At 45.8% G+C, this 12867-nt stretch carries 12 protein-coding genes; 8 read left to right on the top strand and 4 right to left on the bottom strand.

The window, feature by feature from the left end; translation table 11 throughout:
• Positions 1-8: 8 nt before the first annotated feature.
• A complete protein-coding gene (gene manA, locus AB4517_RS00875) occupies positions 9-1214 on the top strand; it encodes a mannose-6-phosphate isomerase, class I (protein WP_372147725.1) in 1206 nt (401 codons plus the stop codon).
• Here manA and AB4517_RS00870 read toward each other — a convergent pair.
• From AB4517_RS00870 to AB4517_RS00855, 4 genes are all read right to left on the bottom strand, one after another.
• On the bottom strand, positions 1211-1735 hold the full coding sequence (locus AB4517_RS00870; protein ID WP_372147723.1) for a GNAT family N-acetyltransferase: 525 nt from the start codon (positions 1733-1735) through the stop codon (positions 1211-1213). The genes manA and AB4517_RS00870 overlap by 4 nt on opposite strands.
• A gap of 96 nt (positions 1736-1831) precedes the next feature.
• Positions 1832-2089 (bottom strand): YdcH family protein, encoded by a 258-nt coding sequence (locus AB4517_RS00865; protein ID WP_010432560.1) that lies wholly within the window; start codon positions 2087-2089, stop codon positions 1832-1834.
• A 156-nt stretch (positions 2090-2245) separates the two neighbouring features.
• The gene (locus AB4517_RS00860; RefSeq protein WP_102449725.1) at positions 2246-3235 is read right to left on the bottom strand and encodes a rhodanese-related sulfurtransferase; all 990 of its coding nucleotides are present in this window, start codon (positions 3233-3235) and stop codon (positions 2246-2248) included.
• A 314-nt stretch (positions 3236-3549) separates the two neighbouring features.
• On the bottom strand, positions 3550-4698 hold the full coding sequence (locus tag AB4517_RS00855) for a PLP-dependent aminotransferase family protein (protein WP_017065696.1): 1149 nt from the start codon (positions 4696-4698) through the stop codon (positions 3550-3552).
• Positions 4699-4813: 115 nt separating this feature from the next.
• Between AB4517_RS00855 and AB4517_RS00850 the strand changes: the two genes are divergently transcribed.
• The 7 genes from AB4517_RS00850 (at position 4814) to AB4517_RS00820 (ending at position 12766) form a co-directional block, all read left to right on the top strand.
• The gene (locus AB4517_RS00850; RefSeq protein WP_017061552.1) at positions 4814-5683 is read left to right on the top strand and encodes a GyrI-like domain-containing protein; all 870 of its coding nucleotides are present in this window, start codon (positions 4814-4816) and stop codon (positions 5681-5683) included.
• A gap of 209 nt (positions 5684-5892) precedes the next feature.
• On the top strand, positions 5893-7230 hold the full coding sequence (locus AB4517_RS00845) for an MATE family efflux transporter (protein WP_372147721.1): 1338 nt from the start codon (positions 5893-5895) through the stop codon (positions 7228-7230).
• Between the two features lie 234 nt (positions 7231-7464).
• Positions 7465-8223, top strand: a complete 759-nt coding sequence (locus AB4517_RS00840; RefSeq protein WP_137002082.1) for an ATP-binding cassette domain-containing protein — start codon at positions 7465-7467, stop codon at positions 8221-8223.
• Positions 8220-9071, top strand: coding sequence for an ABC transporter ATP-binding protein (locus AB4517_RS00835; protein WP_372147719.1), 852 nt, complete (start codon positions 8220-8222; stop codon positions 9069-9071). The genes AB4517_RS00840 and AB4517_RS00835 overlap by 4 nt, the downstream gene beginning before the upstream one ends.
• A gap of 47 nt (positions 9072-9118) precedes the next feature.
• Positions 9119-10630: an ABC transporter substrate-binding protein gene (locus AB4517_RS00830; protein WP_372147717.1), complete on the top strand. Its 1512-nt coding sequence runs from the start codon at positions 9119-9121 to the stop codon at positions 10628-10630.
• Between the two features lie 4 nt (positions 10631-10634).
• Entirely contained in the window at positions 10635-12371 is a 1737-nt protein-coding gene (locus AB4517_RS00825) for an ABC transporter permease subunit (RefSeq protein ID WP_372147716.1), read from the top strand.
• Positions 12372-12523: 152 nt separating this feature from the next.
• Entirely contained in the window at positions 12524-12766 is a 243-nt protein-coding gene (locus AB4517_RS00820) for a hypothetical protein (RefSeq protein ID WP_017061558.1), read from the top strand.
• Positions 12767-12867: the final 101 nt, after the last annotated feature.

Below are 12867 nucleotides of genomic sequence, written 5' to 3'. Positions count from 1 at the left end.
AAAACGCCATGTCACTCAGCCACCTCTCAGAACACTCATTTTTCCCAATGGAAAACACCATCCAAAATTATGCATGGGGGAGCATTTCTTCGATACGTGAACTGTTTGGCTTTCAGAATGAGTCACAAGAGCCGCAAGCGGAAGTTTGGATGGGAGCGCATCCGAAAGGTTGCTCAATGGTCAAGCTGGACCAACATTTAGTGCCTCTATCTGAGCTGATTAACAAGAATAAATCGGCCTACCTATCAACCGATATTGCGCAGGCGTTTGGTGAACTGCCGTTCTTATTTAAGATATTGGCAGCAGAAAAAGCGCTATCTGTTCAGGTTCATCCAAACAAGCAGCAAGCAGAGGTTGGATTTGCAAGAGAAGAGCAAGCAAGAATCCCTCTGACTGCAGGGCATCGTAATTACAAAGACTCTAACCACAAACCTGAATTGGTTTACGCGATCACTGAATATCAAGCAATGAATGGCTTTCGAGAATTCGATGAAATATTAGGGTTGTTCAGAAAGTTGGATTCGAGCGAGCTGGCTGGTTTGGTTGAAGAATTTTGCAACAACCTTGATTCTCTAGGCTTAGAAGCATTTTTCCGTGAGCTGTTAACTCTAGATGACCAACGTAAACATCAAGCATTAGAGCAACTTCTGACTTACGCAGAGTCTCATCAAGACCAAGCTGAGTTTGCTTTGGTTACTGAGCTTAGCCATCAGTACCCGAACGATATCGGTCTGTTTTGTGTTCTGCTACTTAACTTGATCACACTAAAGCCGGGTGAAGCGATGTATTTGAATGCGAACACTCCGCACGCTTACATCAAGGGGACCGGGCTCGAGATCATGGCAAATTCAGACAATGTGCTGCGAGCTGGCTTAACGCCAAAACACATTGATGTCGCTGAGTTGGTTGCCTGCACAGAGTTTACACCAATCCCGTTCGAACGCTTGTTGTTAGCACCTTCAAAGTTAGGTCAATGTGATCGCTATGATATCCCAGTTAGTGACTTTGATTTCAATATTTTTCATCGCCCAAAGCAAGAAGAAGTGATCACAAGCGGTGCTGAAATTTTGATGGCAATAGATGATGATTTAACGCTAGTGAGCCAAAGAGGTGAGCACTTAACCCTTACGAAAGGGCAATCGGTATTTATCCCGGCTTATATTGGTCATTACGAATTGAGCAGTAATGGGCGAGTGGCTAGGGCGTTTAATTAGAGATGGTGTTTGTGGTATAGATTGAGCTCCATCCCCACAAAATCATCATCTCCTTCATCAACAACGTGATAGCCAAGCGATTGATAAAAGTTAATAGCACGAGCATTACTTTTAAAACTCGATAGAGTGACTTGACTAAGTTGCTCTGCCATAGCTTTTTTATGTATGAGAGTCATGACTTGCTTGCCAAGTGAGCGGCCTTGGTTTTGAGGGAGAATGATCAGCAGATGAATATGGTATGCGTTGTCATAAGGCTTAAAGCAGACGAGTCCTACTCTCTCATTTTCGCGATATACCCAATGAAACCAAGATGGATGGTATTCGTTTAAAAGTCGTAGGCGTTGGAAGTTGTCATCCCAGCCGAAAACGTCATCTACGTGTATGAATATACCTTTTTTCACACACGCAAATAGTTCTTCGAATTCAGAATTTGAAACGAGCTGGAATTGTATATTCTCTTCTTGTCTTGCCACTTTGCTTGCTTCCTTATCAAACGCCTTTGAATAAGCAAACAGTAACATAACTGAAGAAGCCGAATTAGCTTATATTTTTGATGTTATGAAACCAAAAAACCATGCGTGATGCATGGCTTAGAATAAAGTCTTGGACTGATTTTTCTATACGATCTTAAGTGCGTGATGGCGCGTGAGCTGTTTGTGTAGCGAGTCTTTTAGCGCCATGCGTTCAACTTTGAGATTGTGCATGCTGTCGTCATCGATAGGGCTGCCAGAGATTTCTAGCTGACGGATGTCGTAGTCGAGTTGGTGGTATTTCTGCATGTCTGCTTTGAATTTTTCGTCGTCGTGGTTGAGCTGAACAATGTCTAATTTAAGATCTGGGAAATCTAAGATAAAGGCATGGTTTTCATTGAGCATTGGCACTTCCTCTCTAGTCGGATTATTAACAGTATAGAAGCAATTTATCGAAAGAAATGTGGTTCAAAACACAAAGCGAGAACAGGATCAAAAAAGGGCATTAACGTTCCATTGTGGATTCGCTGATGCCCTTTGTTATTTTCGTAATACTAAAAACTACTTCGCTTTCTTACCAGAGCGTTGCTGCTCTTTGTGTGCTAGCTTTTCTTTCTTACGTTGATCGATAAGGTGAGCGGCTTCGCCACCTACGTGGGTTTCGCCACGAGCATTCGACAGTTGAACTTGCTTTTCACGTTCGCGGAAACGGGCTTTCTGCTCGTCGCTGTGCTTATCAATACACTTAGGGCAGCTTACGCCTTTTTCGAAGTGTTCAGAGGCTTTGTCTTCGTCTGTGATTGGCAGGCGACACGCGTTACACACGTCGTAGCCGCTCTTTTCTAGCTGGTGGTTTACTGCAACTCGACCATCAAATACGTAGCAGTCGCCTTCCCACATACTCTCTTCTTCAGGTACCTCTTCTAGGTACTTAAGAATGCCGCCTTCAAGGTGATAAACCTCATCAAAGCCTTGCTCTTTCATGTAGGCTGTTGATTTTTCGCAACGAATACCGCCAGTACAGAACATCGCAACTTTCTTGTGCTTCTTAGGATCAAGGTTGTCTTCAACGTATTGAGGGAATTCACGGAAGGTTTCTGTGTTTGGGTTTACAGCATTTTTGAAGGTGCCGATGTCCACTTCGTAGTCGTTACGAGTATCAACCAGAATCACATCAGGATCAGAGATCAATGCGTTCCATTCGTTTGGTTTCACGTAAGTGCCGACAACGTGGCGTGGGTCGATGCCCTCAACGCCCATGGTTACGATCTCTTTCTTAAGCTTAACCTTGGTGCGGTTGAATGGTTGTTCTTCGTTGAACGACTCTTTGTAAACAACATCAGCCAAGCGAGAATCTTGTTTGAACCATTGAAGAAGGGCGTCGATAGATTCGCGCTTACCTGCAACGGTACCGTTGATGCCTTCACTCGCAAGTAACAAAGTACCGCGGATTTGGTTGGCTTCTAACACGTCGGTTAGTGGCTGGCGAATTTCTTGGTAATCATCAAGTGCTACGAATTTATACAGAGCACATACAACATATTGAGACATGGTTTTTCCTTTCTGCGAGCTGGAACGTAAATCCAGAGCGGTTGCCTTTTATGATACATACTGAGTTTGATTTACTCAGGTTTGCCCATATTGGCTTATTAAAATCCGCCGCAGTATAACCAAGCCAAGGAAGGACAAAAACCAACCAAAAGTAGGGCTATTTAGCATTGTTATTAGTGTGGCTTTTGGACTAAGAAATGCAATGAAACCGTTTTATCTGGTTCGAATTACAACACGTATTCCCAAACCAAAAAGGCCCTGCTGTAAAAATACATCAGGGCCTTGGTATTGAATCTGTCTGACTTAATCAGCGATTACGCTTGGTTAAGTACTTCCGCTAAGCGTTTCACCGCTTCTGTTAATTCTTCTGGGTTGGCGTTAGTGAAGTTTAAGCGCAGTGCGGCTTTTGCTTCATCGGCCTTTGGATAAAATACTGGGCTTGGTACAACCGCCACGCCATTCGATAGCAAGGTTTTCGCCAGTTCGAAGGTGTCGCACTCTGGGATCTCAACCCAAATGAACATCCCGCCATCTACGGCTTTTAACACGCAATCTGCAGGCAGTTGTTTCTCTAGCTCTGAGAACAGCACTTCATAACGAGACTTGTACAGAGTGCGAATGTTTTCCATGTGTACGCCAAAGTCTTCATGTTTTAGAAGACCAACAAGCAGCGCTTGCATAGGTACACTTGAGTGTAAATCCGCGCCTTGCTTCACTTTGATCAGTGGCTCAAGGTAGCTGCGTTTGCCTGTTACCGCGCCAATACGTAGACCTGGCGATGCAATCTTAGAGAATGAACGAAGAACGATAGAGTTATCAGGGCAGAACGAAGAAACCAACGGCAGCTCTGTGCCTGTGAAACGTAGCTCACGGTATGGCGCATCTTCAATGAATGCCACGTTGTATTTGATACACAGCTCAGCCACTTTTTGACGAGTTTCTGTTGCCCAGCACACACCGGTTGGGTTGTGAAAATCAGGCACCGCGTAGAACATTTTTGGCGCTTGCTGTGCAAAGCATGTTTCCAATTCATCTAGATTCGGCCCAAATTCGGTTTGAGACACGGTCGCAATGTTTGCTTGAACTAGGCCAAACACCTGCATCGCACCTAAGTAGCTTGGCGCTTCCATCACAACCACATCACCTGGATCGACATACGCACGCGCAATCAAATCCAAACCTTGCTGAGAGCCAGTACAAATCATTACCGTGTGTGACTCTGGCAATTGGTAGCTTTGTGTTAGGTGGTCAAGCAACGGGCCGTAACCGGCAGTGGAGCCGTATTGGAAAACTTCAGGCATGTTCGCTAGGTTTTCTAGCGTTGGCTTCATTAAATCGATTGGGAATGTTTTCTCGTCCGGTAAACCGCCGGCCAATGAGATGACATTTGGATCACTTGCGGCTGCGAGGATCTCTCGAATGTATGAAGATTGAATCTGTTGTAATGACTGTGCGATTTCCATGTGTTGTGTCTCGTCGTTTATCGTTTTTATTCTATCGCTTGATATTACACGGCAATTGTAAAAACTAGCGTGTCCGTTTATGCTCTTAAACATGTCCATTTATGCTATTTAAACGATGTCACGTCAACACATATCGCGAATCAATGATGTCCTGTTCCATATTCACCAAGACATCAGTCAGCCTTTGTCTGCCAAAGAGTTATCTGAGATAGCGGCCTATTCAGAACAGCACTTTCATCGCACCTTTAAAAGCGTGGTCGGGGAGTCGTTGCATCAATATATCCGACGCACTCGAATGGAGTATGCAGCCAACCAATTGATGTTTGATACCAGCTCGTCAGTGGTCGAGATCGCCCATAAATGTGGCTTTAGCTCGGTGTCTTCGTTTAGTCGAGCATTTAAAGCGACCTTTAATATGTCTCCGGGCGAGTGGCGTAAACACGATTTACAAGTAGCAGAAAAACCCTATTTGAAAGATCCCGAAGTGGCGGCGGGCTATTTGAATGTGGCGCAGCGAGTATTGCCCGAACCCAAGATCGTTGAAGTGCCTGAACGCATGGCGGCCTATGTTCGACATACGGGTTATAACCGCTCTATTCGTAATGCGTGGTTGATATTGAAAGCGTGGGCGAATTCCGAACAGCGTGATTTTTCGAGCCAATTTGGTTTGCATCACTCAAACCCTGCTTGGGTTGAAATGGATCAGTGTCGTTATGTCGCGTGTATCGCGATTGATGAGCCGATTAAGTATCGTAGCGTAGTTAATCAGATGGTGATTCCGGGCGGCTTACACGCTGTGTTTCGACTAAATGGCCGCTATGGAGAACTGCTACCACAGATCAGTATGGTGTTAGAAAAGTGGCTACCCACATCTGGTTTCAAACAGCGCTCGACTCCCGCGTATGTGCATTATCATCAGAATCATTTTCTCAACACCGATGAAGTGTTCGAACTCGATTTCTACCTTCCCGTGAGCTTTTACTAATCGATGGTTGTGCTGTTTTGTTGAACCAGACTTTGATCTTTTGTTGAGACAAATTAGCACAACCAATAGCAGCTAACGATTTTATGCAGTTGGCCTAAGATAAAGATGCTTTGTTGATAATCTACTCTAAGTAAATGATGACAACGTACGGATTAAACGATAGCATTTCGTTCTAATTGCAAATAGTTCTTAATATCACTCGATAGAATATGACCATTACCCACAAAGATTATCTGAAAATCGCTTTCCCTTTCATCATCTCAACGGTGACACAACCTCTGTTAGGTGCTGTGGATACCGCTGTTATTGGCCAACTTGGTATTGCTGAATTGATTGGTGGCGTAGCGATCGGCACCATCATTATGAACACCATGTATTGGTTGTTTGGTTTTTTCCGTGTCAGTACCACGGGCCAAAGTGCGATGGCACTGGGTAAGGGAAACCGCACTGATTTGGCGGGTAGCTTGATGCGTCCGTTTTTGCTGTCTGGTTTAGTGGGTTTGATCTTTATCTTGATACAACCACTCATCTGGCTAGGCGCAATGTGGGTGATAGAGCCTGAAGCCAATGTAGCCGAGCACGCGCATATCTACTTCAGTATTTTGATTTATGGCGCGCCTTTCGTGTTGCTTAACTACACCATTATTGGTTGGTTAATGGGACAGGCGAAAGCCAAAGACGTTCTTTATACACAAGTGTTTGGTAATGTGTTGAACATTGTCTTGGATGCGGTGTTTGTACTTTATTTCGATTTGGGTGTCGCAGGTGTGGCTTACGCAAGTTTGATTGCACAAGTTACCACCTTTGCGATTGGTGTGACCTTGGTGATGAAGACCAGCAATATTTCGATCTCTGAGTTCTTGCAAGGCTCGAAGATGACCAAGAAAGACCTATCGACAATCATCTCTTCGAATACCGATCTATTGCTTCGCACCATTTGTATCTTGGTGTTCTTCAACATGATGGCGCGTACTGGCTCTAAACTGGGTACCGATGTTCTAGCGGCTAACGCGATCTTGATGCAGGTGACCTTCATTGTCAGCTATATGTTTGATGGTATTGCCAACGCATCGAGTGTGTTTGCAGGTAAGGCGGTAGGACAGAAGAACCCTTCAATGCTTGATCGTGTTTTAAGGCTTAACTTCCAATGGACGGCAGGTTTCATTGCCGCGCTGACGCTTTTAACTTTGATTTTTAAAGATATGATTGTTTTCTTGTTTACCGATATTCTAGCGCTGGTCACGCTGTACCAAGAGATGGCTCCGTGGTTAATTGTGTTCCCGCTAGTGGCTGGCTTTGGCTTAACGGTTTACGGCATCTTTACCGGAACGGGAACCACACGTCCGGTTAGAGACTCAAGCATCGCGACTTTGTTGGTATTTTTAGCGGTACAGGCATTCACCGTCGATATTTGGGGTAATCATGGTTTGTGGTTGGCGTTTACTCTGTTCTATCTTGGGCGTATTGCGTTCCTGTATCCGTTCATCGCACAAGTTAAGCAGAAGTGTTACCCAGTCGAAGATACCGCTCATGGTGCCATTAACTAAGTAACCTAATCACCACCTGTAATATTTTATGAAAGCGCTTTACTATTTTTACACGATAAATTTAGTGAGTGCTTTTTTGTATCGGTAAAAATCACCTCGAAGGGTCAACACGCCCTAATGAAAATTGGTCAATCAAACAGCAAATAAAGTGCGATGCAGTTCAATGTTCTCTTTTCATCATGTCGGCTAAATGATAGAGTTGTTATGTTATAACATCTATATGTGAGTATCTGCGTGAACACCCCACTTTTGTCTGTTGACCACCTAACGATCAAAACCTCTTCGAGAACCCTTTTCCAAGATATCCACTTCGATGTTTATCGCGGTGAGCTGTTGGCGATCATGGGACCGTCAGGCATTGGTAAGTCGATGCTTTCTCGCGCTATTGCCGGGTTTCTGCCAGAGACGATTGAAGTTGAAGGTCATATTTCTCTATCTGGTGAAGCGGTATGTGGTTTGCCTATGTTGCAAAGAACTGCCACACAGCGCCCCGCAGTTATCTTCCAAGATGCGCTTCAAGCTTTGAACCCTCTGGTTTCAATAGAAGGTCAACTCTGCCTTGCCTTGACGGGAACTCGCACTAAGCTTAAATCAAAAGAAAAAATTCAAATTACCGAGTTGCTGAATCAACTTGGTTTTCCTAATCCAGAAACCATCTTGCCGTTGTACCCGAGCCAAATTTCGGGTGGGCAACGCCAACGTGTGTGTATTGCGATTGGCTTGCTGAGTAACGCCGATATTATCATCGCCGATGAACCAACCAGTGCGTTAGATCCGGTGACAGAGCAAGAGATACTTAAGCTGATTCGACACAATGTTAAACAGCGTCAAATTGGTGGTTTACTCATCACCCATGACCTGCATAGCGCGTTGGCGTGTGACAAGCTGTTAGTCATCGATGATGGTGGTGTGGTGGCTTACGGTGCACCGAAACATGCACTTGAGTCGAGCTCTCACGCTTTCTGCTGTTCATTGAGAGACTTAATCGAATGAGCTCGACCTTATCACTAAACTCAGAAGCCTCGCCATTAATGCCAGTGACTGATTCAGAAACACAAACACCGATAGAGATTAAGTTCGACAATGTGAGTGTTCACTACTACTCCGTACCAAGTTGGTTGGGTGGTAAAGCGTTCAAAGCGCTACAGAACATAGACCTTAATGTTGAAGACAAAAGCCTAGCAATTGTTGGGCGTTCTGGTGCCGGTAAATCAACGTTAATTGAACTGCTATTTGGCCTTAACGCGCCAACCGTTGGTCAAATAAACTTGTTCGGTTATTCGCTCCCAATTCGCGATAGCAAAGCGCAAGCAACGGTGTGTCGCTTGATTCAATTGGTGCCTCAAGAGCCCCACACTAGCCTCAACCCTTACTATACCGTTCGACAGATCTTAGCCGAACCTCTAAGTAACTTAGATGTTTCGGGTAATCATGAAGCCATCATTGAAGAGGCGCTTTCAGACGTTGGATTGCCTGCCAGTTTGCTCTTACTGAAACCTAATCAGCTTTCTACAGGTCAAGCTCAACGTGTGGCTATTGCTCGGGCTCTTGTCGTTAGACCCGCAGTGCTGGTGGCCGATGAACCTACTGCCAGCCTTGACCCAGTGAATCGCCAAAGGTTGTTGGACTTGGTTAATTCATTAAAAAAGAAGCGCGATATGCGCCTTATTTTGGTTACTCACGATTTAGGTGCCGCAAAAGCCCTTTGTGAAGAAATACTGGTACTCGACCATGGTGAAATGGTCGAGCACGGACCGACCGATCAAGTGATGAGTAAACCTGCTCATCCTGCAACTCAGATGCTGATCGAGTCTCAGCCTCTTTCGAAATCTACTTGTTAACACAACCTTATTTATTAAAAAAATACAGCTACAGAGAAAAAATAATTATGCGTTTTAATTCAATCAAACTGGCTTGCACGCTTGCGTTGGCTCTGCCTTTGACGGGCTGTTTTGACTCTCAACCAGGGTCTAGCGATGCCGCAGTAAAATCTGAAATTCGAGTTGCGATGATGCAACCACCAAGAACGGGTTTATCGCCACTTTCTGATGACGCTTTTAAGTTATCTCGTTGGAGCACAGCAGAAACTCTGGTTAACCTGAGCCCAACCTCAGAAGCAGAACCAATGCTAGCGACTGATTGGAAACATCTTGATCCTCTGACTTGGCAGTTCACGATTCGCCAAGGCGTTAAATTCCACGATGGCTCTACATTAACAGCAGAATCCGTAGTGAACTCTTTGCAGAAAGCGCTTGAGGCTGCACCTAAGCCACGCATTCTAGATGGTGTCGATCTCGAAGTGAAAGCGATGGACAACTACCGCGTAGAGATCAAGACCAGCTTTGATGACCCTCTTTTACCAAGCCGTTTATCAAGCCCTCAATTAGCGATTCTTGCAGCAAGTGCTTACCAAGAAGATGGCCGTGTTAGCCCAATGGGTGCTGGTACGGGTCCGTTTGAGTTGACTGAAATTAACGGTACAACCAGCGCGAAGCTAAAACGTTTCGATGGCTACTGGGGTGAAAAAGCGCAAGTTGAATCTGTGATTGCAGAATACGTCCCTAACGGTTTTGCTCGCGCTGCAGCTCTAAGAACAGGTACAGCAGACATCGTTGAAGCAGTACCCGTTTCACAAATCGCGACCATTGATCCGAACCTACTTTATGAAGTGGCGATGCCTCGTACCAATACGCTTTACTTAAATAACAAGTCAGGCGTATTCAGCGATATTAACTTGCGTAAGGTAGCGGCGGCTGCGGTAGACCGTGAGCAAATCGTGAATACTGTTTATGAAAACCACGCGGACATCGCACAAGGCCTATTAGGTCCTGCACTTGCTTGGGCTGAGCCGATCCGACCTGAAGGTCAAGCAATCGACAAAACGCTAAAAGCAAACGGTGAAAGTATTGTTATCGGTACCTTTACCGACCGTGCAGAGCTTCCAGAAGTGGCAGCGCTACTGAAGCAACAACTTGAAGCGGCTGGTTTCAAGGTTGAGCTGGATATTCGTGAATACGCTCAGATCGAGAACGATGCGCTATCTGGTAAGTTTGACGCGTTTATCCTTTCTCGTGCAACGGTTCTAGATTCGGGTGACCCAGTGGCTTACATGATGAGCGACTTTGGTTGTAAGGGTTCATTCAACCTTGGCCAGTTCTGTTCTCAAGAGGTAGATAAAGCACTGAATCACGCTGACCTACAACCGCTAGGTGCGCTGCGTCACCAAGCGATCATCGAAGCTGAACAAAAAATCCTTAACGATTTCGCGGCTATCCCGCTGCTTCACGAACGTGTGATTCAAGGTGAAAGTGAGCGTGTAAGCAATGTCGTTCGTGACCCAAGTGAACGTCGCTTGGTTGATCAAACGACACAAGTTAACCCGGCAACACAGGCTAACTAAATAAATGTTATCTGCTGAGACTCTGCGTCGAACTCTATTTATCTTGACGCCTTGGCTATCAAGAATCGCCTCACTGATTGTGGTGGTGATTCTTGTTGGTTTGATGCCTGACATTGCAGGCATCGATCCAAGCCAATCTATTCTGCGGGCTAGGGCGGGGCAACAACACCTGCTTACGCCTGAAGCTTTAGCGGCGGTACGTGCTGATCTTCAGCTTGACCGTTCGGCGAGCGAACGTCTGATCGACTGGATAGGAAGTGCCTTTTCGGGGGACCTAGGTAAATCTTGGATTGATGGTTCTTCGGTTGCATTAGGCATTCAAAAAACAGCGTCTACATCTCTGTTTTTAATGTCTAGTGCATTGGTGATGACTTTCGTACTGTGTGGTGCAGGCTTACTTGCTACCTTACGCAGTTGGAAGAAGGGCAAACTAGGGCAGAGTTACAGCAGTTTAAGCACCGTATTAATATCGTTACCAGAGTATGTGGTGGCCTCGGTATTAATATTGGTGTTCTCTATCTGGTTAGGTTGGCTACCACCGTATGGTTGGCAAGGTTGGCAAGATATCTGGCTACCGAGTTTAGCGCTCGCACTGCCTGCAAGTGGCTTGTTTAGTCGTCTACTCAGAGACAGTTTACAACGCGTTCTCAATGAACCTTGGGTGATCACTTGGCTCAGTGCCAACGTTCATTCCAATCAAATTATTCGCTTTGCGCTGAAAAGAGCGCTGAGCAGTCTGATCCCGCAAATCGCGATGATCGTGATTGGCTTAACTGGTGGCGCAGTCGCGGTTGAGCTTATCTTCTCGATCCCTGGTATCGGGCGCATGATTCTTGGTGCAGCCAAGGCGCAAGACTTACCAACGCTGCAAGGCGGCTTATTGGTGTTGCTGCTATTTTCAATTGCCGTGAGCAGCATGAGCTTGTTTGTTCAGCAATTGATTCTTGGCCACAGCCTGAAAAGCGGCAAGCTCATCAGTAGCCACTCTTCGTTTCGTTTTACCCAGAACCGCGCAAAGCGTGTCACTGCTTTTGCGATCTTCTCTTTCATAATTGCTATCGTTGTATGGGCTGCATTCCGAGACCCATACACTAGCCAATTCGCACGCTTGGCATCACCGAGTTGGCAAGCACCTTTGGGCGCAGATGGCATTGGTCGAGACCTACTGGCGAGAATTGGTTCTGGTATGATTGCGACCTTCCAAGCCGGCATATTGGCAACGTTCTTGAGCTTGGTGACGGGCATCATCATGGGTTTCAACACCCGCTTTAGCCAAGGCCTTATCGAGATCACTAAGGGTATCCCATACATCATTGCAGGCTTGCTTGTTGCAGGCTTAACGGGGATGAATCCGAACAGCGCATTAATCGCGATTGTATTGGTGTCGTGGGCGCCGCTAGCTGCACACTGCTCAAGCTTGATCGTAGAAGCCAAGGCTCAACCTTATACACACCTCGCGCCACTATGGGGCACCAGTAAGCTTAGAATCTTCCGTTTCTACTTGCTTCCGTATGTGTTGCCACCGTTGTTAAGGCACGCGATGTTGAGGCTACCGGTTATCACTCTAAGTCTGACCTCGCTGAGCTTCATCGGATTAGGGGCAAAGCCACCAACACCTGAATGGGGTTTGATGATCGCAGAGAACCTTCCATACATTGAGCGCGCGCCATTAGCAGTCATGGGGCCAATTGTTGGGCTGATCTTGTTGGGTGCAGCCATTAACATGATGTTTGATGACTAACGTAAAGATCCGGTCGCTGAGGTTTCTAAATTGACGATCCGATTGGGTATTCGATTTAGCATTTATGTTGTAACCTTAGCCCTGCTTTTTAGAGACGCTTTTTGATCGGCTCGAAAGTTAAACAGGCCCTAGTTAAGTGTAAAGGATTCAACATGTATCTCGTTTTGTATTGCCACAATATTGGTATGACCGACTTTTCTTTCTTTGAGACGGAAGATTTCGATAAGGAAGATGGCTATATCGTGCGAGGCAAATGGCCGAACGAGAAAGCGTTCCGTGATTACTTAACCAAAGAGTTTGGTGACATGAACGAGTTCCAAGTGATCGACTTAATCGCCAAAGGCGCAGAAGCAGAACACTACTCGCCAGAAGAGTTGGTGCGCTTAGCTCAGTAGCCGCTAGCTCAGCAATATCTAGCTCGGTAATACGTTTTAAATCGAATAAACAAATGGCAGCCTGATTGGGCTGCCATTTTTCGTTGTGCGCCGAGCATGGC

The organism is Vibrio sp. 10N.222.52.C3, assembly GCF_041474195.1.
GTDB classification, from domain to species: Bacteria; Pseudomonadota; Gammaproteobacteria; order Enterobacterales; family Vibrionaceae; genus Vibrio; species Vibrio crassostreae_C.
Note: the sequence above shows the minus strand (reverse complement) of the source record. Positions and strands in the feature narration are given on the sequence as shown.

Coding starts and splice junctions, on each gene's coding strand:
- manA (WP_372147725.1), top strand. CDS start 9: ATGTCACTCAGCCACCTCTCAGAACACTCATTTTTCCCAATGGAAAAC.
- AB4517_RS00870 (WP_372147723.1), bottom strand. CDS start 1,735: ATGTTACTGTTTGCTTATTCAAAGGCGTTTGATAAGGAAGCAAGCAAA.
- AB4517_RS00865 (WP_010432560.1), bottom strand. CDS start 2,089: ATGCTCAATGAAAACCATGCCTTTATCTTAGATTTCCCAGATCTTAAA.
- AB4517_RS00860 (WP_102449725.1), bottom strand. CDS start 3,235: ATGTCTCAATATGTTGTATGTGCTCTGTATAAATTCGTAGCACTTGAT.
- AB4517_RS00855 (WP_017065696.1), bottom strand. CDS start 4,698: ATGGAAATCGCACAGTCATTACAACAGATTCAATCTTCATACATTCGA.
- AB4517_RS00850 (WP_017061552.1), top strand. CDS start 4,814: ATGTCACGTCAACACATATCGCGAATCAATGATGTCCTGTTCCATATT.
- AB4517_RS00845 (WP_372147721.1), top strand. CDS start 5,893: ATGACCATTACCCACAAAGATTATCTGAAAATCGCTTTCCCTTTCATC.
- AB4517_RS00835 (WP_372147719.1), top strand. CDS start 8,220: ATGAGCTCGACCTTATCACTAAACTCAGAAGCCTCGCCATTAATGCCA.
- AB4517_RS00830 (WP_372147717.1), top strand. CDS start 9,119: ATGCGTTTTAATTCAATCAAACTGGCTTGCACGCTTGCGTTGGCTCTG.
- AB4517_RS00825 (WP_372147716.1), top strand. CDS start 10,635: ATGTTATCTGCTGAGACTCTGCGTCGAACTCTATTTATCTTGACGCCT.
- AB4517_RS00820 (WP_017061558.1), top strand. CDS start 12,524: ATGTATCTCGTTTTGTATTGCCACAATATTGGTATGACCGACTTTTCT.